Origin of the sequence: Arthrobacter endolithicus, from assembly GCF_026627425.1 — a bacterium.
Classification (GTDB): Bacteria; Actinomycetota; Actinomycetes; order Actinomycetales; family Micrococcaceae; genus Arthrobacter_M.
Genome location: NZ_JAPNLH010000008.1, coordinates 149,365 through 175,551, shown reverse-complemented (window position 1 = coordinate 175,551; position 26,187 = coordinate 149,365). Strand labels below are relative to the sequence as shown.

At 58.1% G+C, this 26,187-nt stretch carries 25 protein-coding genes and 2 tRNA genes; 12 read left to right on the top strand and 15 right to left on the bottom strand.

Annotated elements, in window-relative coordinates:
- Positions 1–503 precede the first annotated feature (503 nt).
- Complete coding sequence (locus tag OS914_RS09480; protein ID WP_267545804.1) at positions 504–1,055, top strand: flavin reductase family protein; 552 nt, start codon at positions 504–506, stop codon at positions 1,053–1,055.
- A gap of 22 nt (positions 1,056–1,077) precedes the next feature.
- On the opposite strand, the gene OS914_RS09475 is transcribed toward OS914_RS09480, so the two are convergent.
- Entirely contained in the window at positions 1,078–1,764 is a 687-nt protein-coding gene (locus OS914_RS09475; RefSeq protein WP_324290644.1) for a rhomboid family intramembrane serine protease, read from the bottom strand.
- Between the two features lie 241 nt (positions 1,765–2,005).
- Entirely contained in the window at positions 2,006–2,536 is a 531-nt protein-coding gene (locus OS914_RS09470; protein WP_267545802.1) for a peptidylprolyl isomerase, read from the bottom strand.
- Positions 2,537–2,693: 157 nt separating this feature from the next.
- Between OS914_RS09470 and OS914_RS09465 the strand changes: the two genes are divergently transcribed.
- On the top strand, positions 2,694–3,731 hold the full coding sequence (locus OS914_RS09465; RefSeq protein ID WP_267545801.1) for a hypothetical protein: 1,038 nt from the start codon (positions 2,694–2,696) through the stop codon (positions 3,729–3,731).
- Between the two features lie 87 nt (positions 3,732–3,818).
- Positions 3,819–4,694 (top strand): glycosyltransferase family 2 protein, encoded by an 876-nt coding sequence (locus tag OS914_RS09460; RefSeq protein ID WP_267545800.1) that lies wholly within the window; start codon positions 3,819–3,821, stop codon positions 4,692–4,694.
- A 6-nt stretch (positions 4,695–4,700) separates the two neighbouring features.
- On the opposite strand, the gene OS914_RS09455 is transcribed toward OS914_RS09460, so the two are convergent.
- From OS914_RS09455 to dnaA, 12 genes are all read right to left on the bottom strand, one after another.
- A complete protein-coding gene (locus tag OS914_RS09455) occupies positions 4,701–5,585 on the bottom strand; it encodes a DMT family transporter (protein WP_267545799.1) in 885 nt (294 codons plus the stop codon).
- Positions 5,586–5,669: 84 nt separating this feature from the next.
- Positions 5,670–5,745, bottom strand: a tRNA-Ala gene (locus tag OS914_RS09450).
- Positions 5,746–5,774: 29 nt separating this feature from the next.
- On the bottom strand, positions 5,775–5,891 hold the full coding sequence (locus OS914_RS09445; protein ID WP_267545798.1) for a DLW-39 family protein: 117 nt from the start codon (positions 5,889–5,891) through the stop codon (positions 5,775–5,777).
- 26 nt (positions 5,892–5,917) lie between these two features.
- Positions 5,918–5,991: transfer RNA gene (locus tag OS914_RS09440), tRNA-Ile, on the bottom strand.
- Positions 5,992–6,091: 100 nt separating this feature from the next.
- Positions 6,092–6,604, bottom strand: a complete 513-nt coding sequence (locus OS914_RS09435; protein WP_267545797.1) for a DUF3566 domain-containing protein — start codon at positions 6,602–6,604, stop codon at positions 6,092–6,094.
- Positions 6,601–9,285, bottom strand: coding sequence for a DNA gyrase subunit A (gyrA, locus tag OS914_RS09430; RefSeq protein ID WP_267545796.1), 2,685 nt, complete (start codon positions 9,283–9,285; stop codon positions 6,601–6,603). The genes OS914_RS09435 and gyrA overlap by 4 nt, the downstream gene beginning before the upstream one ends.
- A 66-nt stretch (positions 9,286–9,351) precedes the next feature.
- Positions 9,352–11,352 (bottom strand): DNA topoisomerase (ATP-hydrolyzing) subunit B, encoded by a 2,001-nt coding sequence (gyrB, locus tag OS914_RS09425; protein WP_267545819.1) that lies wholly within the window; start codon positions 11,350–11,352, stop codon positions 9,352–9,354.
- A 479-nt stretch (positions 11,353–11,831) separates the two neighbouring features.
- Entirely contained in the window at positions 11,832–12,368 is a 537-nt protein-coding gene (locus OS914_RS09420; protein WP_267545795.1) for a DciA family protein, read from the bottom strand.
- On the bottom strand, positions 12,358–13,596 hold the full coding sequence (gene recF / locus OS914_RS09415; RefSeq protein WP_267545794.1) for a DNA replication/repair protein RecF: 1,239 nt from the start codon (positions 13,594–13,596) through the stop codon (positions 12,358–12,360). Before recF ends, OS914_RS09420 begins: the two co-directional genes overlap by 11 nt.
- A gap of 21 nt (positions 13,597–13,617) precedes the next feature.
- Positions 13,618–14,514, bottom strand: a complete 897-nt coding sequence (gene gnd, locus OS914_RS09410; protein WP_267545793.1) for a phosphogluconate dehydrogenase (NAD(+)-dependent, decarboxylating) — start codon at positions 14,512–14,514, stop codon at positions 13,618–13,620.
- An 84-nt stretch (positions 14,515–14,598) separates the two neighbouring features.
- Positions 14,599–15,723 (bottom strand): DNA polymerase III subunit beta, encoded by a 1,125-nt coding sequence (dnaN, locus tag OS914_RS09405; RefSeq protein ID WP_267545792.1) that lies wholly within the window; start codon positions 15,721–15,723, stop codon positions 14,599–14,601.
- A 438-nt stretch (positions 15,724–16,161) separates the two neighbouring features.
- The gene (gene dnaA / locus OS914_RS09400; RefSeq protein ID WP_267545791.1) at positions 16,162–17,568 is read right to left on the bottom strand and encodes a chromosomal replication initiator protein DnaA; all 1,407 of its coding nucleotides are present in this window, start codon (positions 17,566–17,568) and stop codon (positions 16,162–16,164) included.
- 458 nt (positions 17,569–18,026) lie between these two features.
- Here dnaA and rpmH point away from each other — a divergent pair, with 458 nt between their 5' ends.
- From rpmH to OS914_RS09355, 9 genes are all read left to right on the top strand, one after another.
- A complete protein-coding gene (gene rpmH / locus OS914_RS09395) occupies positions 18,027–18,164 on the top strand; it encodes a 50S ribosomal protein L34 (protein WP_267545790.1) in 138 nt (45 codons plus the stop codon).
- A gap of 54 nt (positions 18,165–18,218) precedes the next feature.
- Complete coding sequence (gene rnpA, locus OS914_RS09390; RefSeq protein ID WP_420713913.1) at positions 18,219–18,611, top strand: ribonuclease P protein component; 393 nt, start codon at positions 18,219–18,221, stop codon at positions 18,609–18,611.
- 142 nt (positions 18,612–18,753) lie between these two features.
- Positions 18,754–19,080, top strand: a complete 327-nt coding sequence (gene yidD / locus OS914_RS09385; protein ID WP_267545817.1) for a membrane protein insertion efficiency factor YidD — start codon at positions 18,754–18,756, stop codon at positions 19,078–19,080.
- Between the two features lie 15 nt (positions 19,081–19,095).
- Positions 19,096–20,061, top strand: a complete 966-nt coding sequence (yidC, locus tag OS914_RS09380; protein ID WP_267545789.1) for a membrane protein insertase YidC — start codon at positions 19,096–19,098, stop codon at positions 20,059–20,061.
- Entirely contained in the window at positions 20,061–20,606 is a 546-nt protein-coding gene (locus OS914_RS09375) for a Jag family protein (RefSeq protein ID WP_267545788.1), read from the top strand. The genes yidC and OS914_RS09375 overlap by 1 nt, the downstream gene beginning before the upstream one ends.
- Before the next feature lie 62 nt (positions 20,607–20,668).
- A complete protein-coding gene (gene rsmG, locus OS914_RS09370) occupies positions 20,669–21,307 on the top strand; it encodes a 16S rRNA (guanine(527)-N(7))-methyltransferase RsmG (protein ID WP_267545787.1) in 639 nt (212 codons plus the stop codon).
- A gap of 206 nt (positions 21,308–21,513) precedes the next feature.
- A complete protein-coding gene (locus tag OS914_RS09365) occupies positions 21,514–22,548 on the top strand; it encodes a ParA family protein (protein WP_420713917.1) in 1,035 nt (344 codons plus the stop codon).
- A 67-nt stretch (positions 22,549–22,615) separates the two neighbouring features.
- Positions 22,616–23,629 carry a ParB/RepB/Spo0J family partition protein gene (locus OS914_RS09360; RefSeq protein ID WP_267545786.1) on the top strand — a complete coding sequence of 338 codons (1,014 nt, stop codon included), beginning with the start codon at positions 22,616–22,618 and terminating at the stop codon, positions 23,627–23,629.
- Between the two features lie 1,464 nt (positions 23,630–25,093).
- Positions 25,094–25,747: a hypothetical protein gene (locus OS914_RS09355; protein ID WP_267545785.1), complete on the top strand. Its 654-nt coding sequence runs from the start codon at positions 25,094–25,096 to the stop codon at positions 25,745–25,747.
- 105 nt (positions 25,748–25,852) lie between these two features.
- Here the strand turns inward: OS914_RS09355 and trxA are convergent, their stop codons facing one another.
- On the bottom strand, positions 25,853–26,179 hold the full coding sequence (gene trxA, locus OS914_RS09350; protein WP_267545784.1) for a thioredoxin: 327 nt from the start codon (positions 26,177–26,179) through the stop codon (positions 25,853–25,855).
- Positions 26,180–26,187 lie beyond the last annotated feature (8 nt).

The following is a 26,187-nucleotide window of genomic DNA, read 5'->3' as shown; positions in this document are numbered from 1 at the left end:
AACTCATCCGGCTCGCCGCAGCCAAGACCTACTCCCAAGCACCCCACGCAGCATGACACTTTCGCGAGCACATTAGATGAGGCACGCAGGAATCATTTGGCGAGCATATTGACATGAGGCACCACGGGGGGCGCGTTCCGCCAGTCGTCGGGGCTTGGTGAATGCGCCCGCACCGTCCTCCGGGGTTATGCACAGCACACTGTGGAGTTTCCGTCGTTTTCGAACACGCCGCCGCCACGGAATTGTCCCCAGCATGTTGACATACTTATCCACAGACGTGGACAAGTAACACCGGGGCGGCTGTGGATTTCTGTGTTATTCCGGCCCAGAGTGTCTTCCACAGCTGTGAATCCCATGTGTGTAAGTTATACCCATTGTGGATATCGCTGTGGATAAGTGGATAACCCACGCTGTCGTCGGATTCGAACTACAGGCGTGTAACTTATGCCCACCTGTGGAGATTGCTGTGGATAACTGAACCTAGGGCGTGGCAGTATCAAGTCATGGAAAGCGCTGCCGCCTTGCCGAGCCACGTTCTAACCCACCCCGGACCGACCGAGGACGATATTTCGCTCTATCGCCGGTACAGCGCCGATGTTGCTGCCGGCGTAGCTGTCGTGAGCACATTACTGCGGGGCCGCGACTACGCCGCCACGGTGAGCGGGTTTCTGTCCGTCTCCTACGATCCGCCGACCATGCTGGTGAGCCTCTATGCAGAATCCCGCATCGCCGAAGCCGTCGCGGCTTCGGGTACATGGGCTCTGAGTGTGTTGGGTAGCCGGCACAGGAGTACGGCGGATTGGCTCGCGAGCCCGGGGACTCCCGTGGAGGGTCTGCTGGCACAGATTCCCTGCCGTCGCGGCACCGAAACCGGTGCCGCCGTCGTCGACGGAGCACTGGCTTACTTTGAATTAAGCAGCACCGCCGTGCACGCCGCGGCCACTCATATCCTGGTTGTGGGGGAGGTCTTGTCCATGGGCAGTCTCGCGACCGGCGCGGAAGGGATGGATCCATTGGTCCACTTTGGTGCTGCCTACCATCGGCTGCAGAGCTGAGGGGGTCGTGGAGCCGGGACCCTTAGAGCTGGTACTGGATCGCCAGGCTATGGATCGCGGCCGTCCTGGTAACTGTCAGCACAATCAGTATCAGGACCAGTACCCCTAGACCACCGAACTGGATCACGTTCCGTCGTGGTCCTTTGGGCGCATGGGCGAACAGAGCCGCCGCGATGCCGCCGGCAATGAGGCCGCCCAAGTGTGCCTGCCAAGCGATACCGGAGACGATAAATCCCAGGGCTGCGTTTATGATGATCAGGACGACGATCTGCCGCACGTCCCCGCCGCGTTGGCGTTGGATCACGAAGAGCGCTCCGAAAAGACCGAAGATGGCTCCCGAGGCGCCCAGGACCGGTCCGTCAACCGGGGCCAGCAGCAGCACTCCCACCGACCCGGCCAACGCGGAGACAACATACAGGGCAACAAAGCGCAGGCGCCCCAGCGCGGGCTCGAGCGCGCGGCCCAGAATCCACAATGCATACATGTTAAACAAGATGTGTGGCAGGAACTGCTGCGAGTGCAAAAAGGCCGAGGTCAACATCCGCCAGGGCTGCGTTTCGGTATAGACGGGCGCATACCAGCCCGCTTGTTCGACGTTCAGTCCGGGCAGCCATTCAAGCACATAGATCAATACGCACAGTGCCATAATCACATAAGTGGCCAGCGGCCGGCCGGTGCGAGCCTTCCCGCCGTAGACGGTTCGGTTCACGGGCACTGTGCGCGCCGCCGTCTGGACACAGTCAACGCACTGAATCCCGACGGCGGCACTACGCTGGCATTGCGGGCACACCGGACGCCCACACCGCTGACAAAGCACGTAGGAAACGCGGTCAGGGTGTCGGGGGCAAACGGGAGCCGCCGAAGTGCCGGCCGCCGGAATCGGGTACATCATCTCATCATTTCCTGGTCTTGCCGCCGGCTCGGACGGCCTCGACCATTGGGGGTTACGACTAGAGCTGCTCCACGGTAATGCTGTTGATGACAACATCTTCGCGCGGCTTGTCTCCGGGACCTGTGGAGACGCCCTCGATGGCGTCGACAACAGCCTTGGAATCGGCATCCAGGACCTCACCGAAAATGGTGTGTTTGCCCTGGAGCCACCCGGTGGGGATGGTGGTGATGAAGAACTGGGACCCGTTCGTGCCCGGACCTGCGTTCGCCATCGCCAGCTTGTACGGCTCATTGAAGTTCAGGTCCGAGTGGATCTCGTCGCCGAACTGGTAGCCGGGGCCTCCCGTTCCGCGTCCTAAGGGGTCGCCCGCCTGGATCATAAAATCCTTGATGATGCGGTGGAAGATGGTTCCGTCATAGAGCGGGGCATTGCTGTCTGCGCCGGTTGCCGGGTGCTTCCAAGTGATCTCTCCGGTGGCCAGGCCGACAAAGTTCTTGACGGTCTTCGGTGCATGGTTGCCAAAGAGGTTAACCAGGATGTCGCCGTGATTGGTGTGTATGGTCGCTTTTGCGGTTGGAATAGCAGTCATGGCGCCATTGTGCCACGTCGGAGCGGAAGATTACCGGGCATTCGGCGGTGTTCAGCGTTCAGTGAACCTCTCCGGAGAACTATTAGTCGGTGAATAGCCGGAACCGGCCGAGCAACGTAGGCTGAATAAAGACGTAGGCTGAACAATGAACTGTCAAATGATCCGGGAGGTAGTTGTGAAGAAAGCGGACCGTAGTACCCACGATCTGGAGGGCACGCTGACCAAGGGCGTGGAAACTGCCCGCGATTGGGCAGCACCGCACGTGGAAAATGCCAGGGACTGGGCTGCCCCGCAGGTGGAGGCCGCTTTGAAGTGGGCCGTCCCCAGGCTGGAGAAGGGCTTTGAAACCGCCTCCCCCATGGTCCAGGACGGGTTACGCAAGGCCGCCAACCTCACGGCCGAGGGCGTAGCGAACGTCACGCCGCGCATCCAGAGCGGTCTGGACAAGCTCGCCCCGAAGATTTCCGATGCCGTTGACGTTGCCACCCCGCGAATCCAGGAAGCTCTGGACAAAGCGGCGCCTGCAATCTCAACAGCCAAGGACAGGGTAGTCGGCGATTACCTGCCGCTGCTCTCCGGCAAGCTAGGTGATGCAGCCCAGGCGGTCGGAAAGGCGCTGGAGAACGCCAAAACGCCGGAACAGGTCAATGTGGTGGTAGCGAAGCTTACTGGCGACAAAAAAACGATTGCCAAGGCGCAGAAGACCGCCGCCAAGGCATCGAAAAACGCCGCCGCGCAGCTGCGCAGCCAGCAGAAAGGCGGCCACAAGGGTTGGCTTATCGTTGGCGTGGTTACAGCCGCTGTTGCCGCCGGTGCCGCCGCGTGGAAGGCCTCACGCCCAGTAGAGGATCCGTGGAAAACTCCGGCGCCGGTGGGCCCGTCCCAGCAGTCCGCCACGTCCGACTCTGTCCCATCCACCACAGCAGCCAAGGTGACCGAAAATAAGGACGAGGTCACCGACAAGCTCAAAGACGTCGCAGCAGCTACCAAGGACAAAGCGGCGGATGCTAAGGACGCCGCGGCCGATGTCAAGGACAAGGCCGGAAAGACGGCCGACGACGCCGCCCACGATGCCGTCAAGGCCGCCGACGAAGCACCCGCAGCCAGCAAGCATGTGGCCAAGGATGCGAAGACGGCATTAAACAACATCGCATCCAAGATCGAAAACACCGGAGATAAGTCAACCGATCAGTAGCTGAACTAGTGGTAAAAACCTACGCTGGAGGGGCCCCTACCGGGCCCCTCCAGCTTTGTCTGCGATGCTGGATTTAGCGTGATGTATTTGTCCAGAACTGCACAAGGTCCCGCCGTTCCGCCTTCGGCCAACACGGCGGCGAGCAGTGTTTCCCTCGTGATCCCTGCCTTCAATGAGGAAGCCGTAATCCGTCGGTGTGTGACGGCCGCGATCAACCAGTCGTCTCCAGCGGACCAGATTATCGTCGTCGATAATAAGTCCACGGACCGCACCTGCGCCATAGTGCAGCAGCTACAGCAGGAATACCCGGAAAGTTGTCTCCTGCTGATGCATCAGGACCAGGAACAGGGCTTAATCCCCACCCGGAATTACGGCCTGGACCGGGCAACTTCGGATATTCTGGGTCGGATCGACGCGGATTCGCTGCTCGAGCCCGATTGGGTGGAGCAGGTCCGGAGGGCCTTTGCGGATCCGGCCGTCTGCGCAGCGACGGGACCGGTGCTCTATTACGACATGCCTCTTCGGCGCTTCGGCCTCCGGGCCGATGACACGATACGGCAGTGGCTGCTCCGGCTTGCCGGGCACCGCCACAACTTCCTCTACGGATCCAATATGGCCTTACGCCGCGCGGCCTGGGAACAGATCAGGACCGAAACCTGCCGCGACCCGGAGGATCAAATGCATGAAGACATTGATCTTTCCCTGCATCTGGCGGAGCATTCGCTGGCAATCGCGTACGTTCCGAACATGGTCAGCGGCACGTCCGCCCGGCGACTTGAAAACCCACCGAAAGCCTACTGCCACTACCTTGCCCGCTTCGGACGAACCTACGCGGCGCATAATGTGCGCAATATTGCACTCAAAGCACCCATGGTCCTGCTGCTGTTGGTTTATTTTCCCGCCAAAGCATTGCGCGCCATGCACCTTGCCGGAGTTCGTCAGATGGCTCGTCAGAACAATTAAGAAGCGTTACTGCCCCAACGTGACGGCTGCCTTCACACCGGAGCGCCCCTGCCCCAAAACCACTACGGCAAGTCCTGCCAGGATCAGTGCCAGACCCAGATACGTACCACCGGGCAGTTTCTCACCCAGGAAAACTGCTGCCAGGACGGCGGCGCCGGGGATTTCCAGCAGAATAATCATCGAGACGACGAGTGGGCTGATGGTCGCCAGTAGATGGTTGAAGATCGTGTGGCCCATAATCTGGGCGACCAAGGTCACTGCAAGGATCCCCAGCCAGGCTGCGGGGGGAAATCCCCCGAACGGCACTTTAAGGGCCAGCAACATGAATACCAGCAGGACAGCACTGCCTCCGTAGCAGAGAGTGGTGTAGGTCCCGGTGGACATGCTGCGCCGTGCCTGACCCCCTGCCATCGTGTAAAGCCCGGCCAGCGCACCCCCGGCCAGCGCCAAAACATCCCCGGTAATGGCCTCCGGAGAGGTAGTCAGATCAAACCCGGAGATGACAAGCACCCCGGCAAGCGCCGCCATAAGACCGACAAGCACAGCGGGGACTGGGCGGTGGCCGCGGAAACGCTGGAACAACGCAATCCAGGCCGCCTGCAGACACACCAACGCCGTGGCGGCCGCCACGCTGGTCAACTTCAGGGCGGAGATGAAGCAGGCAAAGTGCAGTGCCAGCGCCAGCGCGGCGACGGCTGACCACTTATATTCGACCGGACCCAATTGGCGGAACCGTTTCCCCTGGGTCGCCAGCGCCGGTGCGCCCATAATGAGCGCCCCGAGAGCATTCCGCCAAAAGGCAATAGCCAGGGCTGGTGCCGCCGTAGCAGCCATGATGGGTCCGGAGGCCGAGATGCCGATGACGCCGAGTGCGGCCAGGAAGAAGTTCACTATGCTAACCCTAAGACCTGCGTCGGATCGAAACGGTTTAAAGACAGCGCCCCGGCCAGCTAATGCTGACCGGGACGCTTCCTATGGTGGAGGCACGGGGACTCGAACCCCGAACCCCCTGCTTGCAAAGCAGGTGCGCTACCAATTGCGCCATGCCCCCATAGGGAAATGCTCACTGCACCTGACCAGCTAGACGTTGTCCGTCCCGCTGTGCCAGGTTTTTTTCTGGACTTCGGCTTCCTGCCACTTCTTCCGAAGCACCAGAACGCTTGCTAGAACTGCTCCGATAACCAGCAGCTTCTTCACAAGTACCTCCTTTGTGGCAGGTTCCGTGGGCGCACCAGGACTTGAACCTGGGACCTCTTCGTTATCAGCGAAGCGCTCTAACCGCCTGAGCTATGCGCCCTTACGGCCCTTAGCGGGCCGAAATAAAACTGTACAGTACCTTCACGTTCTGCCCAAATCGGCCGGTCCGGCGCCACCGCCGCACCGGCCGAACGGGCAAATCAATCGTCCGTGAGTGTCACCGAGAGGCCGCCGACAAGGGTGGCCGAGATGTTATACAGCACCGCAGCGAGCATCGACAGCGCGGTCAGCAGTACCACGTTGATCACAGCAATGATCGTTGCGAAGGACGCCACCTGACCCAGCGACGCAACCTTCTTCAGATCAAACCCTCCGCCTTCGCTGCCCTGTATGTCGGTCATGAGCGAGTTGACCCTTTCGAAGACGCCCGTGAAATCCAGGACTGTCCACAGCACTATCGAGGCGACGACCGTCACGATTCCCAGTGCGACGGACAGCAGGAAAGCCATTTTCAGCACTGACCACGGATCAATCTTGCTGACCAGCAGGCGCGCCCGGCGGGCCTTGGCCCTCGGCGCAGGCTTGACGAGCGCGGGCCTGCTGGTCGCCGGCCTTTGGGCGGCGGACGACGTGCCGGGGCGCTGCGGCGGACGCGCCGGTGCACTCACCCGTGGGCCTGCGGACGGCCTGGGGTTTGAGTTACTCGTGCTCAATCGGTACCTCCACTGCTAGCGTTATCGTCTTTTAACGGTACTTCATCCGTGGGATGATCACGGCTTTCCGTACTCTCCACAACGTCGGTGTCACCTTCACCGGAGGTTTCCGGACCGCCGTCGACCGTCAATTCGGCGCCGGCCTCCGGCTGAGAATCATCCTCCGGATCCTCGACGTCGAGCCCGCGCTCACTGTTGCGCGCCACTTCGATGATGCGATCATTCTTGTCCGGTTTAGCGAAAACCACACCCATGGTGTCCCTACCCTTAGCCGGCACTTCACTGACGTTGGAACGGACTACTTTTCCTCCGCCCATCACCACCAATACCTCATCATCCTCCCGGACAATCAGGGCGCCCACCAGATCTCCGCGGTCTTCGGCCAGTTTAGCGACCTTGATTCCCAATCCGCCCCGGCCCTGTAGACGATATTCGCTGACGGCGGTTCGTTTCGCGTAGCCGCCTTCGGTCACGATGAAAACAAACGAATCCTCGGTCACGACATTTGCCGCCAGCAGCTCGTCGGTGCCGCGGAACTTCATCCCCGTCACCCCCGAAGTTGCCCGCCCCATGGGACGCAACGCCTCGTCAGTCGCGGTGAAGCGGATGGACTGACCCTTGCGTGAAACGAGTTGCAGATCGTCCGTTTCGGACACCAGCTGCGCGGACACCAGCTCGTCCCCATCGCGCAGGTTGATCGCGATGACGCCGGCGGACCGGTTGGTGTCATAGTCCTCCAGCCGGGTCTTCTTCACAAGGCCGGCTTTGGTGGCAAGCACCAGATACGGCGACTGCTGATAGTCACGGAGATCCAAAACCTGGGCGATCGTTTCGTCCGGCTGGAAGGCCAGCAGATTTGCTACGTGCTGGCCCTTGGCATCGCGGCCGGCTTCCACAAGTTCGTAGGCCTTGGCTCGGTACACGCGCCCAAGGTTAGTGAAGAACAACAGCCAATGATGCGTGGTTGTGACGAAGAAATGCTCCACCACGTCGTCGCCTCGCAGCTGAGCCCCTTTGATGCCCTTGCCGCCGCGGTGCTGTGAGCGGTAATTATCGCTGCGGGTTCGCTTGACATACCCGCCGCGGGTGATGGTTACCACCATCTCTTCCTCGGGAATCAGGTCTTCCATGCTCATATTCGGGTCGTAGCCGAGCATAATGTCCGTGCGGCGGTCATCGCCGTACTTGTCCGCGATTTCCTTCAGCTCGGTACTGACAATGCCGCGCTGCACATCCTCGGAGGCCAGGATGCGGTTATATTCCACAATTTCGGCCTCGAGCTTGTCGTGGTCTTCTTGGATTTTCTGCCGTTCCAGGGCAGCCAGCCTGCGCAACTGCATATTGAGGATGGCCTGCGCCTGCACTTCATCGATCTCGAGCAGCCCCATGAGTCCATTGCGTGCATCCTCAACGGTCTGCGAACGGCGGATCAGGGAAATGACTTCGTCAAGGGCATCGAGGGCTTTCAGATAGCCGCGCAGAATGTGCGCTGCTTCCTCTGCCTTGCGCAGCCGATAGCGGGTGCGCCGGGCGATGACGTCCATTTGGTGGGTTACCCAGTGCCGGATGAAGGCATCCAGGCTCAGCGTGCGCGGTACGCCGTCGACAATGGCGAGCATGTTCGCACCAAAGTTGTCCTGCAGCTGGGTGTGCTTGTACAGGTTGTTGAGCACAACCTTGGCGACGGCGTCGCGCTTAAGCACGACGACGAGGCGCTGGCCGGTGCGCCCGGAGGTTTCATCGCGGAGATCGGCAATGCCGGATATCTTGCCGTCCTTGACGAGTTCGGCGATCTTGATCGCCAGATTATCCGGGTTTGCCTGAAACGGCAGCTCCGTGACGACCAGGCAGGTACGCCCCTGGATCTCTTCGACATTGACGACGGCACGCATGGTGATGGAGCCGCGGCCGGTCCGGTAAGCATCTTCGATACCCTGATGACCCAAAATCTGGGCACCGGTGGGAAAGTCCGGGCCCTTGATCCGCAGGATCAGCGCTTCAAGCAGCTCTTCCCGGCTTGCACCGGGATTGGCCAGATACCACTGCACTCCCTCAGCTACTTCCCGCAGATTATGCGGCGGGATATTCGTGGCCATACCGACTGCGATGCCGGAGGATCCATTGACCAGCAGGTTGGGGAACCGGGCCGGCAGAATCATCGGCTCCTGATTCTTGCCGTCATAATTGTCCTGGAAATCGACGGTTTCCTCGTCAATGTCGCGGACCATTTCCATCGCGAGCGGAGCCATCTTAGTTTCCGTGTACCGCGGTGCCGCGGCGCCGTCATTGCCCGGCGAGCCAAAGTTTCCCTGGCCGAGGGCCAGCGGGTAGCGCATCGTCCAATCCTGGATCAGCCGGACTAAAGCATCGTAGATGGACATGTCACCATGCGGATGGTACTGACCCATCACCTCGCCCACCACGCGGGCACACTTGTTGAACGAGCGCTCGGGCCGGTAACCGCCGTCGAACATGGCGTAGATGACCCGGCGGTGCACCGGCTTCAGTCCATCCCGGACATCGGGCAAGGCCCGGCCGACGATGACAGCCATGGCGTAGTCCAGATAGGACCGCTGCATCTCGGTCTGCAGGTCAACCTGCTCCACCCGGTCCGTCAGGACGGCTCCTTCAATGATGTCGTCCGCGCCCACAGGAACCTCGGGGGTTTCGTCGTCACTCATAGTTCAAGCATTCCGTTCCAGAAATATGTCGGATCAGTAATATGTTCGCTGGGCACTGTGAGGGCCCTAAATATCAAGGAAACGGACGTCCTTGGCGTTCTGCTGAATAAAATTGCGCCGGGACTCCACGTCCTCGCCCATCAGAACAGAGAAGACCTGATCGGCGGCCGCAGCGTCCTCCATGGTCACCTGCAGCAGCGTGCGATGATCCGGGTCCATGGTGGTATCCCACAATTCGGTATAGTCCATCTCTCCGAGACCCTTGTACCGCTGAATCCCGTTGTCCTTGGGAATGCGGCGTCCGTTAGCAAGACCATGCGCCATGACGACATCACGTTCCCGGTCGCTGTACACGTAATCGTGCGCCGCGTTGCTCCACTTAATCCGGTACAGCGGGGGCTGTGCGAGGTATACATACCCGTTTTCAATGAGCGGGCGCATGTAGCGGAACAACAACGTCAACAGCAGCGTGGTGATGTGCTGCCCGTCAACGTCGGCATCCGCCATCAGCACGATCTTGTGGTACCGGGCCTTGAGGACGTCAAAGTCCTCCCCAATGCCGGCCCCGAAGGCAGTAATCATCGCCTGCACCTCGGCGTTGCCCAGCGCGCGGTCCAGCCGTGCCCGTTCAACGTTCAAAATCTTGCCGCGCAACGGCAGCACGGCCTGCGTGGTCGGATTACGCCCGCGAACGGCGGAACCACCAGCGGAATCTCCCTCGACGATGTAGATTTCCGAAAGTGCCGGATCCTTGGACTGGCAGTCCTTAAGTTTTCCGGGCATTCCACCGGATTCCAGCAAACCCTTGCGTCGGGTGCTCTCCCGGGCCTTCCGGGCGGCCAACCGGGCCTGCGAAGCCTGGATGGACTTGCGGATCACATCCCGGGCGGGCCCGGGATTGCGTTCCAGCCAATCGCCCAGACCATCGGTGACTACCCGCTGGACAAAGCCCTTTACCTCGGAATTTCCGAGCTTGGTCTTCGTTTGGCCCTCAAACTGAGGCTCGGCAAGTTTGACGGAAATAACCGCAGTCAAACCCTCGCGGATATCATCGCCGGTAAGGTTCTCATCCTTTTCCTTGATGATGTTTTTGTCCCGGGCATATCTGTTGATCAGTGACGTCATGGCTGCCCGGAAGCCCTCTTCGTGGGTGCCGCCTTCGTGCGTGTTAATCGTATTGGCATATGTGTGGACACTCTCGGAGTACGCCGTTGTCCACTGTAGCGCCAGTTCAACGGCCATCTTGCGGCTCGTATCCTCGGTCTCGAAAGCTATGACGTCCTCATGGATGACATCAACCTTTTTCGATGAATTCAAATACTTTACGTAGTCGAGGAGCCCCTCGTTGTATTGATAAACCACCTCACGAGGGCCCGCAGTGGCCTGGCTTCCGCTGCCGAGTGAATCCAGATCAAGATCCTCGTCCTCGGAGACCGTTGTACTGGCCTGCCGCTCGTCAGTTAGGGTAATCCTCAGACCCTTATTCAGAAACGCCATCTGCTGGAACCGGGCGCGCAGGGTTTCAAAGTCGTAAACAGTGCTTTCAAAGATACTTGGATCCGCGTAGAACGTCTGCTTGGTCCCGGTATCTTCCGTGGCCTCACCCATCACCAGGCTGCCCTTGGGCTTGCCACCGTCCACAAAAGTCATGCGCCATACGTGACCTTGCCGCCGGACCTCGGTATCTACGCGCGCGGAAAGTGCATTGACGACGGAAATTCCTACGCCATGCAAACCACCCGACACCGCATAACCGCCGCCACCAAATTTTCCACCGGCATGCAATATGGTCATCACTACCTCGACCGTCGGTTTGCCTTCGGTCGGGTGAATATCGACCGGAATGCCTCTGCCGTTATCCACTACCTTGACGCCGCCGTCGGCTTGCAGCGTTATTTCAATATGGTCACAGTAGCCGGCCAGTGCCTCATCAACGGAATTGTCCACCACTTCGTAGACCAAGTGATGAAGACCGCGGGGACCGGTAGATCCGATGTACATTCCAGGGCGTTTGCGGACGGCCTCCAGGCCCTCCAGAACGGTGATGTCGCTGGCGCCATATTCCATCGGATGCGCAGGATTCCTATGGTGATTCGGCGAATCGGATGGCGCTGCGGCAGGAATCCCACCGGGAACGGTTGCTGTGTTCTCCGCGTCTTTCAGATGGTCCGGATTCTCCGGGTTGTTGGTAGTCACAGGCGCGTTCGACCCCTCTATTCTTCGTTGGCAAGCGCAGGAACGTCATGGTTGCAGGTGTTCGAATGCCTCATTTTGCGGCGCTTCAATCGCTGCAGGAGACGCAACCCTAGGAGCACCGTCCTGTGTGGTGCTGGACCAACAGTCTCCGGTGTCCCCTTTTCATCTAATTCTACCTTGTTGGAGGCCCAAATCTGCCATGAATAGGGCCTGAGCGGCTAAAAATGCCGGACAGGAGACGATTTAACCCATACCGATGAGGGGATATACACCCGGAGGCGATTTCGCCGTCCTGTCTGGCCCTCACTGCACCCGCGCATGCCCGCCCAAACACGACTTAACAGGTATTTCTAGCCGTAAGTATCCCGAGGCCCTCGGCCCTTAACAGTCCGGTAGCCCTTTCGCCAATTCGGCGCCGCTGGAGCTAGTACCTGAATCTTTGTCACGACACCGGCACCTAACTCGGTGTCGAACCGAGCCAGCAGAGAAAAACTCAACAGACGCAGCTGAGTGGCCCAGCTGGTGGAATCACAACGAACCTGCAGCGTTGTTCCGCTAAAACTCTCCGGCTGGCAGTGAGCGGAAATATCCGCGCCGACTAAGGTGTTCCACTGGGCCATCACCGATCCTACGGCGACCGGCGATGACCAGCCGCGTTCACTGACCAGTCGGCTGACCACACTTCCTAAACCCAACGGATCACGACCCGAGTCCTTGACATCCAAAAAGGTCCGCCGTCTGGATTTTGGTTTCTCAGCCGGCCGTCGCCCCGGTGCAAGTCGTATCTCCCCTCGCTGCGCCGCGGCTGTCCTCATCCTATTCAACGCGGCTTGGGCAGCATCTACTTCGGTTGGTGTATGGACTTGGTCCGGATCGTCAGCCTTCATCCCGTGCCAGCCCTCCGGGAATTACTTGGATGTGGGCCCCTGACAGCTCTGCAGGAATATCTGCATCCACCGCAGCCGTCACCAGAACCTGCTCCGCGGTGGAGACGATGGCTGCCAGCTTGCTGCGCCGCTGGACATCCAGTTCCGCAAAAACGTCATCCAATATCAGGATTGGCGCATTCCCTTCGATCTGCGCGTCCTCCAGCAGAACGTAATACGAGGCCAGCCGCAAAGACAGCGCTATGGACCAGGTCTCTCCGTGCGAGGCATATCCACGGGCCGGTGCCTGACCTAACGTAAGCTCAAGCTCGTCCCGATGCGGTCCGACCAGGGAAAGTCCGCGTTCAAGTTCCCGACGGCGGGCCGCTACAAAACTATGCAGATACCGTTCCGTTAGCTCCGGTATGGACATCGCGGCCAACACTTCCAGTTCCTCGGCGCCGGGCTTTCTTCCGATCTGCTCTCCAGCAGAGGTTTCGTTGAGATACTCACCAGGCTCTCCTTCAGTGGACGGTCCCAGACTTGAGCGATAGTGCGCACTCAACACCTTAGATCCATCGGTGAGCTGTTCGTAGGCGGCAGCCAGATGTGGTTTCAGTCGTTCCAGCAATTCGAGCCGGGCCGACAGTAGGGCGGCGCCGGCGGTGGCCATGTGTTGATCCCAGACGTCAAGCGTTGCCTGATGGGTTTCGCTGACACCTGCCCGGGAATACATTTGGCTGCGTGCGGATTTCAGCAGCGCATTACGTTGCTTGAGGACACGTTCATAGTCACTGCGGGTAGCTGCGTGGCGCGGGAGCAAGGCAACGAGAAGTTCATCGAGAAAGCGCCGCCTGCTTCCCGGATCTCCCTTGACCAAGGAGAGGTCCTCTGGAGCAAAAAGAACCGTTCGACAAATGCCGAGTATGTCACGGGCACGGACGGGATTGGCCCGGTTAATGCGGGCCCGGTTGGCCCTCCCGAGATTAATTTCAACTTCGAGACCGACGGTCTGTGAACCCCGCACCAATCTGGCCCGCACCAGTGCCCTGTCACTGCCAAAGCGCAGGAGCGGTCCATCAGAACTGACCCGGTGGGAACTCAGCGTGGAAAGATATCCCACTGCTTCCACCAGGTTGGTTTTGCCGAGGCCGTTTGCTCCTACGAGAACTGTTACGCCTGGTTCCAAGGACAGGTCAACTTGGGCATAACTACGGAAGTCGGACAGAGAAAGGTGCTGCAGATACACGCCGGGTTCGGGCTCCTACCGTCAGGATGAGGCTGTAGTAGAGGGTTTTGTTGCATGTCCGCCAAATTGATTTCGCAGGGCGGAGACCATCTTCATCGCAGGTGAATCTTCCTGCCGGGACGCGAACCGGGCAAACAGCGCGGCAGTGATGGCCGGAGCAGGGACTGCACTGGCAATCGCCTCTTCCACCGTCCACCGTCCTTCCCCCGAATCATCAACGTAACCGGCAATCGCGGTCAAGGCCGGGTCTTCCTCCAACGCCTTAACCACAAGATCCAGCAACCAGGACCGCACTACGGTTCCCTTTTGCCACGCGGCAAACGTGCCCGGGACGTCCTTGATGATGTCCTTCGCCATTAACAGCTCATAGCCCTCGGCATAGGCCTGCATGAGCCCGTACTCGATGCCATTGTGAACCATTTTTGCATAGTGACCGGCTCCGATCTCCCCGACATGGACGAAACTCTCAGCCCGATCTCCCGCCGGCCGCAAGGCATCAAAGAGCGGCATGGCAGCTTCAATATGGGCCTTCTCCCCGCCAGCCATTAAACCGTAGCCGTTAGCAAGACCCCATACACCACCGGAAACTCCACAATCGACAAATCCAATGCCCTTCTCAGCCAGCACCGCGCCGTGCTTTTGGTCTTCGGTAAATCGGGAATTGCCGCCGTCAATGATGAGGTCACCGTCATTCATCAGTGTTGCAAGCTCGCTGATGACGTCGTCGGTGATCTTCCCGGCGGGGACCATAACCCAGATGGTCCTCGGTGACGGCAGCGCTTTAATCAGTTCGGCGAGGGACGGAACATCGGATACATCGGGATTGCGATCGTAGCCGATGACGTCTAAACCAGCATCGCGGAGGCGCGCCCGCATGTTGAAGCCCATTTTTCCAAGACCGATGAGACCGATATTCACGGTTTTTCTCTTTTCTGGAGGTAAGTGTTTCTAGGATTCACGGAACTGCGCGCCGCCCTTTCGGACTGCTTTTGCGTGGACTTCTTACTGGCTGGGAAGCCGTACGGGCATTACCAAATAGCGATAGTCATCCTGATTTTCGCCCTCAAGCTCTGCCTGGGCGGTCATCATAGCTGGTTTGGGAGCGGAGGTAAATGAGAACCTGACAAATTTACTGTCGAAGGCGTTCAGACCCTCACTAAGGTAGTGCGGATTGAAGGCAACGGTAATCTCTTCCCCGACAAGGGCCGCCTCCAAGGCTTCCGAAGCTTGGGCATCCTCGCCGGTACCGGCATCAAGGTTGAGCTGACCGTCAGTAAAAGCCAAGCGCACCGGAGTGTTGCGTTCGGCAACCAAAGATACGCGGCGCACGGCTTCGGTGAGGGCGCTGGTCTCAACTGTTGCATGAATCGGGGTGTTGTCTGGAAAGAGCGAACGGATTTTGGGATATTCTCCGTCGACCAGGAGTGAGGTGGTGCGGCGGCCACCACTTTCAAAGCCAATGAGCTCACTGTTGGCGGACAAAGCGATGTTCAAATCCCCGGATCCGCCAAGTGTTTTTGCCACTTCGTTGAGTGTTTTTGCTTTGACCAGGGCACTGGCCGAGAGCCCCGGGACATTGGGTCGCCAATGCACCTCGCGAAGGGCCAGCCGGTAGCGGTCCGTGGCAAGCAAAGTGATCAGATCATCTTCTATTTCCATCTTGACACCGGTCAGGATGGGAAGGGTGTCATCCTTGCTGGCGGCGATGATGACCTGGGAAACGGCTTGCGCGAAGGCATCACCGGACACGGTGCCGCTGATGTCCGGCAAGGGAGGCAATTCCGGATAATCGGCGACGGGCATCGTTGCAAGGTTGAATCGGCTGCTGCGACAGCTAAGGATGACTTTTGATCCGTCGGTCTGAATATCCACGGGGGCGGACGGCAGGCTGCGGCAGATGTCTGCAAGCAAACGCCCGGAAACCAGGATTGTGCCCTCTTCGGCAATGTCCGCAGGTATTTCCAGCCTGGCGGAAATTTCGTAATCGAAGCTGGCCAGACTGACGGTGCCGGCCTCGGCTCGGAGCAGCAACCCGGAGAGTACTGGCACGGGAGGACGCGGGGATAGTGACCGGGCCGTCCAACTTACGGCTTCTGCCAGGACATCCCGTTCGACTCGGAACTTCACGGAAGGGTGCCGCCTTTCAGGGGTGAAAATTATCGTCGGAAATTTGCGCCGAACTGGCGGGAGAAGACTCTGACCGAACTACATGCTTCCAGTCAGCTTAGCGCCTTGCCATACCGGGAATCACATTGTCATTGGGGCCGGTCGGGGCGGGTGCTCAGCTTTGGGGGGAGAACGTAAATGTTGTTTGGAAGAACAAGTTTTTTAGGATTCGTAGTGTTAATAACCCCTGTGGAAACTGTGGATAACCGCATCCAATTGCGTCAGTCCGGCGAACTTGGCTGTGCAAAGAATGTGGACCCATCGGTACTGGTGCAGCATTGGTGGTGGACAACTTTCCTTGTGTTTTCGGGGATCCACAGGGGGGATAGGAGTTGTACCCCGACTGACCCGAGTTATCCCCCAAGTTATCCACAAGTCTGTCCACAGGCCAGGATTGGCTCACCCTTCACGCTGTTGTTGCTTGATTCTGTTGGTCAACTCGGTGACCTGGTTGTAGATTGCCCGACGTTCGGCCATGAGTTCACGAATTTTTCTGTCCGCGTGAATGACGGTGGTGTGGTCCCGACCGCCGAGTTCCTGTCCAATTTTGGGAAGCGACATGTCAGTCAGTTCGCGGCACAGATACATCGCGATCTGGCGTGCTGTAACCAATGTCCGGGTTCGGGATTTACTGCAGAGCTCCTCCAAGGACAAATTGAAGTAGGCAGCAGTTTGCCCCAGGATCGCGGTGGCGGTGATCTCCTGTGCTCCCTCATCGGTAATGAGATCCTTGAGCACAATCTCGGCCAGGGCAACATCCACTGGTTGCCGGTTCAGGCTGGCAAACGCGGTCACCCGGATCAGGGCGCCTTCGAGCTCGCGGATATTGGTGGATATTTTGGATGCAATGTATTCAAGGGCATCATCCGGAGCAGACAGACCCTCACCGATGGCCTTCTTGCGCAAAATCGCGATGCGCGTCTCCAACTCAGGTGGTTGGACGTCCGTAAGCAGGCCCCATTCGAAGCGCGAACGCATTCGTTCTTCAAACCCCGAAAGCCGTTTGGGCGGCAGATCCGAAGTTATGACGACCTGCTTGTTGTGGTTGTGCAGGGCGTTGAAGGTGTGGAAGAACTCTTCCTGGGTGGCGTCCTTGTTGGCCAGAAACTGGATGTCATCGATGAGAAGGATGTCCACGTTGCGATAAAGCTGCTTAAAGCTGGCCCCTTCATCATCCCGGATCGAGTTAATGAAGTCATTGGTGAACTCTTCCGAATTCACATAGCGAACACGGATACCCGTGTAAAGACGCCGGGCATAGTGCCCGATGGCATGCAAGAGGTGGGTTTTCCCCAGTCCAGAATCGCCATAGATGAATAGCGGGTTGTAAGCCTTGGCCGGCGCCTCGGCGACGGCCACGGCGGCAGCATGGGCAAAACGATTTGACTGCCCGATCACGAAACTGTCGAACACGTATTTGGGGTTAAGTCGCCCGAACTCCTGCGAAGTGCTCGGGAGGGTTGGGGCGGGCTTCATCTCGGGCTCGCGCCGGATGACGGCAGGTTCCTGCGGCTCTTCCTTTTCCTGAACAGGCATCAGATCGGCGTTTATGCTGAATGCGCACAGAATATCGGCGGAAAAGACCTCACGCAGGGCATCGTCGAGGGCTTTCTTCAGCTGAGTCTGGAGGACCTCGCGTGTGAGTTCGTTGGGCACAGCCACCAAAAGTGTTGTTCCGATCAGGCCCAACGGCTGGGCGAGGAAAACAAAGCCTCGTTGTCGCGGAGTTACATGGTCATTTTGTTCCAGGATCCGCACGACCCGGCGCCATGAACTCCCGACATCATTTATCTCGTCAGTGCTCATTGTTCAGCTCATCCACTTCAGTGCTCATCCGTACGCCTGCTCATTACATCCTCTTGGTTTTCTGGGTCACCGACTGCCGATCGGTCATCCACAGAGTTATTCACAGCCAGTGGATAACCAACTACTGGGCAAGCCTAGGGGATGAAAACGGCAGAAGATAGCAGGGAAAGTCCTTGTGGATAAATGTCACAGCGAGGTACTCCAAAGGCAGGTTTTGGCGCACTTTCACGGCCTGGACCGTAGTCAAACGGGAGGAGCCGCGGGGTTACCCAGGACTGCCCGTTTGACTGTGGACCTCAGCATGACCTAACGTGATGAAGTCCTTTGTGTCTACTATGTGCTGATTGGCATGTGCCCAATGCGGGTGCCAGTAGATACCTGATTCTTCGCGTCGGCCTGTTCTTCCCCCTGTTGCTACGGGCAAGGCGCATCTTTAGATTGTCTTGGAGTAACCCAACGTGAGCAAGCGGACTTTTCAGCCGAATAATCGCCGTCGTGCCAAGAAGCACGGCTTCCGTCTTCGTATGCGCACCCGCGCGGGACGTGCCATTCTCTCGGCACGTCGCGGCAAGGGCCGCGTCGAACTGTCGGCCTAAACAACACCCCCTGACTATTTTGTCGGACACTGTTTCAACGAGCACCGTGTGCTCATGTTTGTCGAAACCGATCCACTTGCAGCCTTCATAACGGTGCTTGCCACCGGAAACCGACTGCGGGCCTCGGCCGACTTCTCAAATACTGTACGTTCCGGTGTCCGCAATGGACGCCGGAACGTAGTGTTATATGCAGCCTCTACAGATCCCGATGAACCGACCAAGGTCGGTTTCATTGTGGCAAAATCGGTTGGGAACGCTGTTGCACGGAACCTCGTTAAGAGGAGACTGAGAGAAGCGGCGGCAGCTACGGTGCACGCCCATCCACAAGGTCTCAATATTGTGGTCCGAGCGCTACCCGCTTCGGCGGGCTCGCAATGGCCGCAGTTATTGCAGGATTACCAGAATGCGTGCCGCAAGGTGCTCGACCGGCTGGCTGCCGGTGGATAAAGGGCAAGGGAAGGGACTGACAGGCGTGACATCAACAGATATTGTTCACTCCCTTTTTGGCCACCCCGCTGCGGCAGGCCACCGGCGTACGCGGAGCTTTTGTGCTGTCGTACTCCGGCCCGTAGCAGGCTTCCTTTGGCATTTGCCGCGCAATCTCCTGATCCTGACTTTGGCACTCTATCGTCGGCTGATTTCGCCGCTTTATGGGCCGGTCTGCCGGTTTTTCCCCTCCTGTTCCGCCTACGCCATGGAAGCGCTTGTGGTTCACGGCGCAGTCAAGGGCAGCTGGCTGGCAGGAAGAAGGCTCATTCGTTGCCACCCGTGGAATTCCGGCGGGTTGGATCCGGTTCCTGCTGGCGGCCATGACCATGGAAGTGACCCGGCAACGGTCCCTTACATTATCCAACTGAATCACCCGGACAAGTTTCTAGCTATTCAGTCTGATGCAGAAAGCCGCCAAGCGGCTTGAGGAGAATAAAAAAGAATGTTTGATTTCTTCGGGACGATCCTGGCGCCGTTCAAATGGGTGGTGTCGTGGATCATGGTGATCTTCCACGACGGCTTAACCACCATGGGCTTGCCGTCCTCTTCGGGCTGGACCTGGACCCTGTCCATTATCGGTCTGGTGCTGGTCATTAGAGCGGCCCTCATTCCGGTCTTCGTGAAGCAGATCAAGGCTCAGCGGGGAATGCAGGCCCTGCAGCCGGATATGAAGAAGCTGCAGGCTAAATACAAGGGCAAAACCGATCAGTTATCCCGTCAGGCCATGGCCCAAGAGCAGATGGCCTTGTATAAGGAACATGGGACCAACCCATTTTCGGCCTGTCTGCCGATGCTGATCCAGATGCCGTTTTTCTTCTCCCTGTTCCAGGTACTTTCCGGGGTTTCCAAGGCTGCCACCCAGACTCAGGAAGGCATAGGTGCGCTGAGTCACCAACAGGTTCAGCAGTTTGATCAGGCGCAGATTTTCGGTGCTCCGCTGTCCTCAGCGTTCCTTCCGCAGGTTCAGAACGGTGATGTCAATGTCGCCGTCGTCATCTTGTCTATCATCATGATTCTGGCCATGACTGCGTCGCAGTTCATCACGCAAAAGCAGATCATGTCGAAGAATATGTCCGAAGATGCCATGGCCAGCCCGTTCATGAAGCAGCAAAAGATGATGCTTTATGTACTGCCTTTAGTCTTCGGAGTTGGCGGGATAAACTTCCCCATTGGTGTACTCATCTACTGGACCACCACGAACCTGTGGACCATGGCCCAGCAGTTCTTCGTCATTCGCAAGATGCCGACACCGGGGTCCCCGGCATACCGTGAATACCAGCAGCGGCGGGCAGCGAAGGGTCTTCCCCTGCTCAGCGCCAGTAAGAAGCCCGAGCCGGTTGTTGAAGCGGTAGTTGAACCCACCGGACAGCGGTTGCAACCGCAGCGCAAGAACAGGAAGAAGAAATAATGACTGCTGACAGCCCCGCCGAGCTTGCCCCCGATGACGCTGTTGTGGTCTCGGAAGAGGCAACCGGAGACTCGGTGAACCGTCTCGAAGAAGAGGGCGAGGTTGCCGCGGATTACCTTGAAGAACTGATGGATATTGCCGATATCGATGGTGATATTGACATAGAGGTTCGGAACGGACGGACATATATTTCGATCGTCTCGGACGAGGTTGGATCAAATCTACAGTCCTTGGTCGGTGATGCCGGCGAAGTTTTGGAGGCGCTGCAGGAACTCACTCGCCTTTCGGTGCTGTCCGCGACGGAGAGTCGTTCCCGGTTGGTATTGGATATTTCGGGTTATCGGCAGGAACGCAACGTGGAGCTGACAAAAATTGCCGCGGACGCCGTCGAGCAGGTACAAAAGCAAGGTGGACAGGTTTCCCTGCCTCCTATGGGGGCCTACGAGCGCAAGATCGTCCACGATGCCATCGCTGAGCTTGGTTGTCTCAGTGACTCTGAGGGTGAAGGGGCCGATCGCCACATAGTGGTCTCCGCGGCCCAGTAATAACCGAATGGGGCGCAGCCTGTTCCGGCGTACGGCACAGTTGCAGGAAAATAGGAGACTTTGTGGTTGAACCTAGCGGTAACGAACGCGTTGCAGCCGAGAAGATTTTCGGCGTGCGCCTTGGATTAGTGGAACGGTTTGTTGAGCATCTCGCAACATCTGGGATCGAACGGGGATTGATCGGTCCGCGCGAAGTACCGCGTTTATGGGGTAGACATGTGCTCAACTGCGCGGTTGTCACCGAATTAATAGCCGACGGCGCCAGAGTAGCGGACGTGGGCAGCGGCGCCGGGCTGCCGGGTCTCACCCTGGCTTTGGCCCGCCCGGACCTCCACGTAACCCTGATTGAGCCGCTGGAACGACGGGTGGCGTGGCTTGAAGAGGTCGTCATCGATTTGGATCTGGAGAACGTAGAGATCATGCGGGCCCGCGCTGAGCAGGCCATCGGCAGGGTGGACTGTGACGTTGTGACCGCACGTGCCGTGTCGGCGCTGGATACACTCGCCGGCCTGACTATTCCTTTGCTGGGTGGCGAGGGTGAGTTATTGGCCATCAAGGGTCGAAGTGCGCAAGAGGAATTAGCTAAAGCGGCAAAGGTCATCCGCAAACTCGGTGGTGTGAAGACGAGCGTAGTTATGGCGGGAACGGATATTTTGGACGAGCCGACAACAGTGGTTCGGGTCCAAGTGTCCAAACGCTAGCGTGCGCACGGTTTTGGGGACGTCAGTTACAGATATTGACGGGAAACGCCGCGGATTAGCACAGACCATGTGCGTGAGACGGCGATTTCCCCGGGGACTTGTGCGTCCTAACGGTTAGGCTAGAGACCGGTCAACGCTTACCTTATGAAAGTGAGAGTGTCATTGTGACCAGCAGCGAAGCGCCTTCGCAGCGGATCCCGCCATTTATGTCCTTGGGTTCAGCTCGCTCGGGCTCGCAATCGGTCACGGCTTCTGGAGTGACGAGCCGATCGGCTTATAATCAATCGAAATCAGTTGATAATGCGTCCAGAATCAATGTTTCACGTGAAACCCCAGCACAAGCCGCGCCAATCTATGCAGCAACCTCAGACGACGGCAGCCCAATCGCCCGCCAGCTTGTCAGCGAGACAAGGCGTCGGGAACGCCTACTGGGCCGCGGGCTTCCCAAGCCCACTAAAACCCGCATTATGACGGTAGCCAACCAAAAGGGCGGCGTGGGAAAAACGACAACCACGGTTAACATTGCTGCCGCCCTGGCCTCGGCGGGTCTGCAGGTCCTCGTGGTGGATATTGATCCGCAGGGAAACGCATCCACTGCCCTCGGCGTAGAACACCACGCAGACGTCGACAGCATTTATGATGTGCTGATAAATGATTTCCCGCTGGCCGATGTTGTTGCGCCGTGCCCTGACATAGCGAACCTTATCTGTGCGCCGGCCACGATTCATTTGGCTGGTGCAGAAATTGAATTAGTATCACTGGTGGCTCGAGAGCAAAGACTGCGCCGTGCTTTGGATACTTATTCGGAGCACCGTGAGAAGTCCGGCGAAGCTCGCTTGGATTACATATTCATTGATTGTCCACCTAGCTTGGGCCTGCTCACCGTCAATGCCTTCTGTGCTGCCAACGAGGTACTCATACCTATCCAGTGCGAGTATTACGCGCTAGAGGGCCTTAGCCAGCTGCTGAAGAACATCGAGATGATACAAAAACACCTCAATGCTGCCTTGGAAGTCTCAACGATATTGTTGACGATGTACGACGGCCGCACCAACCTGGCGGCTCAGGTCGCCGCGGACGTAAGGGAGCATTTCCCTGATCAGGTGCTGAAGGCAGTTGTTCCCCGGTCCGTCCGGATTTCCGAGGCCCCAAGCTATCAGCAAACGGTGATGACCTACGACCCATCTTCAACCGGTGCGTTGTCTTACTTGGAAGCCGCGACCGAGATAGCCGAACGGTAGACTCGTTTGTAGCACTTTCACCACTGTGGCCGGTTTCGTGTGCCATTCCATCGGAAGGATTAGTCCATTGACTGAAAAGCGTAGAGGACTTGGCCGTGGCCTGGGTGCATTGATACCCAATTCCCCTCAGACAGAGGGCGAGGCCGACTTGCCACCGGTACCTTCACCACGCCCAGTGGACTTGTTTTTTCCGGAAGCGACCATGAAGAAGGTTTCCCGCTCGGCTGCAGCACGAGTTGAGCAAGAGCCTGAGTTGGTTCAGGTCCCCGGGGCGAGGTTTGCCGAAGTCCCGGTACTGGACATTCATCCGAACCGCAAGCAGCCCCGCACCGACTTCGATCAGGACGCGATGGACGAACTGGTCCACTCCGTCAGGGAAGTTGGAGTTCTTCAGCCCGTAGTCGTCAGGACTTCCACCGAGAGCGGCCCCGAGTCCTATGAGCTGGTCATGGGTGAAAGGCGATGGCGGGCATCGCAGCTGGCAGGTTTGGAGACTATTCCCGTCATCATTCGGAATACCACTGACGATAACCTCCTCCGCGATGCGCTGCTGGAGAATCTCCACCGTAGCCAGCTGAATCCGTTGGATGAAGCTGCGGCCTACCAACAATTACTTGAGGACTTCGGCACCACTCACGAGGAACTTGCGGATCGAATTGGCCGGTCACGACCGCAGGTCTCCAATACACTGCGGTTGCTCAAATTGCCCGCGTTAGTACAGCGGCGTGTTGCCGCAGGAGTGCTGTCCGCCGGGCACGCCCGGGCGTTGCTTGCTTTGCCGGACAGCCTTGCCATGGAGAGACTGGCCCAGCGGATAATCGCCGAGGGGATGTCGGTCAGGGCTACGGAAGAGGCCGTCTCGCTGTATCAGGCCCCGGATGCCAACAACAGGGTACCCGCGCACAAGGTCAGCGCCAGACACGAGCGGCTGGACTACCTGGCTACTTCGCTGTCCGATAAATTGGACACAAATGTCAAGATTTCGCTCGGCGCCCGCAAGGGAAAGGTCAGTATTGAATTCGCCTCTGTCGAAGACCTGAACCGCATCATGGATGTCCTTGCTCCGGGAGCAGGCGGCTAAAGAGCGGATTGTGCCTGGCTCCGCGCCAACCGGACGGCAGATGCCAATTTGTGCGTTGGCCAGGATGGATCCTAAGGACAACCAGGGAGACGCTCGCCGCCACAATACCGGACATCGGCACGTACGCCGCAGGGGCCGCCCTCGGTACCTGAAGGGTAGCAGCTGGTGATCAAGGTCTCTGGAACAGCTCGAAGCCCATACAAGGCCCGTCAGCGGCCGATGATATGCAGTTCCAGACGCGCTTGGGCCTCCGGAGTCAGTTGGGCTCTCCAAGCGCGGCGGAAATGAATAAGCGGCTGCTGGGCGGTGCAAGTTGCCGTCACGATGTCCAGACCTCCGACTTGCAGCTTGTTTCCTGGGCATCTTGTCCGGGCCGGTTGAAAATATACCTATCCCGGCCTGTTCTTCCGCCTTTGTTTCACGTGAAACAAGCGAGATCGATTTTCTCAGGTCTGCAGGCGGGGTAACCCCCCAATGAGACAATTATGACGGTAGCGCTGAGTACTGACTTAGACGCTAGCGGTCGTAGGTCGACTGTCGGCCAATGACAGCGAACTGGATCAATCCAAAGGACCTAGTGATTCCGTCGGGCTCATGAAATGAACTACTGTGCTGCTATTTATCTGTTAGGCTGCGGTGCCCTGACGTATTAGATGCGTTTCACGTGAAACATGCAGCTATAGACGGACATCCTGAAGAGCCGCCGCGGAAAGACAAGTCGTCGTGGTCAACGCCCATATATCCTGATCTGTAATTATGGTGCCATTGGGAGAATCTGTTACGGGAGGACTTCAGTGAGGCGAGCTCCCCAGCGCCGGCTATGTTGCACTGGCTATAGGTTGTGACTGTGTAGTTATGTCGGGAAGCAGATGCTAGAACGCTTAAAGTGGCAATAGATGGAACCTGCAGTTTGATCTTGACTACTGGCAGCTTTCCGAACGACCGTTCCTTGGGTAGAACCTGCAGCTTTGTTGCTTCTTTTAGGCCACCGAGGGTTGGCCAGTATCGATCCTGTGGGCAAAATGTTTGGGTCTAAGTTGGGGCGCTTGTCTATTATCTACGAGGTTTTGAGGAATTCAGTTTGGTCAACTTCTACCGCATGAGCCCAAGTCGCTCGTTTCACGTGAAACATTCGGAGAGGAACAGCGGGACTTGAAGACTTGGTTGCCAGCTAACCCGGGCAATTTTGACACTGGTCATTGGACTTGGAGTTTTTGGGATCCTCAAAAGCCCCATCCACGGGTACGATGCCCGAAGGCAGAGACTGACGCGGCTTCACGCGCGACGACGTATTTTTGACGGAAACCTACCATTTGCTCGTTTGGGGCCGACGTTAGGCATTACTTTTTGCTTGGTCACCTCGCTTTGTCGTAGAAGTTAAGTCCTCGCTTCTGCCGTGACGTGGTTACACCCCTCTTACCGTGAGTGCGTGACCCCGTCAGCAGGTGGGCTGTGGTGCTTACCATGATTGTGGTGCTGCCGGTCAAGGGTGTTGTCGATACCGCTGCTGCTGCGTTTCACGTGAAACATTCACGGCCTATGAAGCGGAAAGCGACAGCATCCTGGGGTGTCCAGAGCCATTATGTCCTTGCCGCACAAGTGAAGGTGGACCTGGGGAGGAAGGACGGCCAGTTCATCGGCAGGGTCAGCATTGATGACCGGCCCGAGGAGGCCTGGGATCGCAGTGTTCCTGGATCGTTGGAGGAGGATCTGATCTTCGGTCAGGGTGATAAACGTGCTGTCGCTACGCTGGTGGATCGGCCCAGTACGTTGCTGATTATGCTGGGCCTGACAGTGGCTGCAGATTTTCCCGTGCACTGCGCCCCCTCGTATTCACTCCGGGGAGTGACCACAAGCGAAGAACACCGCCGCTCTGATCCGGGAGTATCTGCCCAAGGGTATCGAGTTGACCAGCCACCAGCACTATCTGGACGCCATCGCGGACGAACTCCTTCGACCGTCGTCGTGCCGTCCTGGGATTCCTCACACCACGTGGAGACATCACCAAAATTACCCACGATATTTTTGCTGCGACGGCTAGACACCGCCGAGGCCCTGAACTCATATAGCTTGGCTTTTGTCTGCGGTTGGCCGGTGATCACGCGGGCAGAGTTTTGAAAAACTCCAACGACACCAAAAAAGCCAGCGCCGCCTATTCGCTGCAAAAAGTATCCTAATGCAGAAAGAGGCGGCGCTGGCGGGGGAAAACGGTGGGAGGTGAGCCTACTTCAGGAACTCAGCAAATTCCTTTTCGAAGTACTGCTTCGGCCTGGCCCCAATGACGGTACCCTTGACCTCTCCGCCCTGAAACAGATAAACCGCAGGAATAGAGGTTATTCCGTATTGGGCGGCGATGCCCGGATTCTCGTCGATGTCTACCTTGACGACGTCAATCTTGTCGGCATACTCCCCGGCCATTTGATCCAGAATGGGGCTGAGCTTCCGGCACGGGCCGCACCATTCCGCCCAGAAGTCGACGATGACTGGTTTGCCGGCCGCTAGAACATCGGCCTGAAAGCTTGCGTCGGTGGCGATTTTCGCATTACTCATGGAATCCT

What these genes read in the sequence shown, in the direction of transcription:
- rnpA (WP_420713913.1), top strand. Translation starts at nt 18,219, where the DNA reads ATGTTTGTCGAAACCGATCCACTTGCAGCCTTCATAACGGTGCTTGCC.
- OS914_RS09480 (WP_267545804.1), top strand. Translation starts at nt 504, where the DNA reads ATGGAAAGCGCTGCCGCCTTGCCGAGCCACGTTCTAACCCACCCCGGA.
- OS914_RS09375 (WP_267545788.1), top strand. Translation starts at nt 20,061, where the DNA reads ATGACTGCTGACAGCCCCGCCGAGCTTGCCCCCGATGACGCTGTTGTG.
- OS914_RS09470 (WP_267545802.1), bottom strand. Translation starts at nt 2,536, where the DNA reads ATGACTGCTATTCCAACCGCAAAAGCGACCATACACACCAATCACGGC.
- OS914_RS09465 (WP_267545801.1), top strand. Translation starts at nt 2,694, where the DNA reads ATGATCCGGGAGGTAGTTGTGAAGAAAGCGGACCGTAGTACCCACGAT.
- yidC (WP_267545789.1), top strand. Translation starts at nt 19,096, where the DNA reads ATGTTTGATTTCTTCGGGACGATCCTGGCGCCGTTCAAATGGGTGGTG.
- trxA (WP_267545784.1), bottom strand. Translation starts at nt 26,179, where the DNA reads ATGAGTAATGCGAAAATCGCCACCGACGCAAGCTTTCAGGCCGATGTT.
- gyrA (WP_267545796.1), bottom strand. Translation starts at nt 9,285, where the DNA reads ATGAGTGACGACGAAACCCCCGAGGTTCCTGTGGGCGCGGACGACATC.
- OS914_RS09355 (WP_267545785.1), top strand. Translation starts at nt 25,094, where the DNA reads ATGATTGTGGTGCTGCCGGTCAAGGGTGTTGTCGATACCGCTGCTGCT.
- OS914_RS09420 (WP_267545795.1), bottom strand. Translation starts at nt 12,368, where the DNA reads ATGAAGGCTGACGATCCGGACCAAGTCCATACACCAACCGAAGTAGAT.
- gyrB (WP_267545819.1), bottom strand. Translation starts at nt 11,352, where the DNA reads ATGGAATATGGCGCCAGCGACATCACCGTTCTGGAGGGCCTGGAGGCC.
- OS914_RS09365 (WP_420713917.1), top strand. Translation starts at nt 21,514, where the DNA reads ATGTCCTTGGGTTCAGCTCGCTCGGGCTCGCAATCGGTCACGGCTTCT.
- dnaA (WP_267545791.1), bottom strand. Translation starts at nt 17,568, where the DNA reads ATGAGCACTGACGAGATAAATGATGTCGGGAGTTCATGGCGCCGGGTC.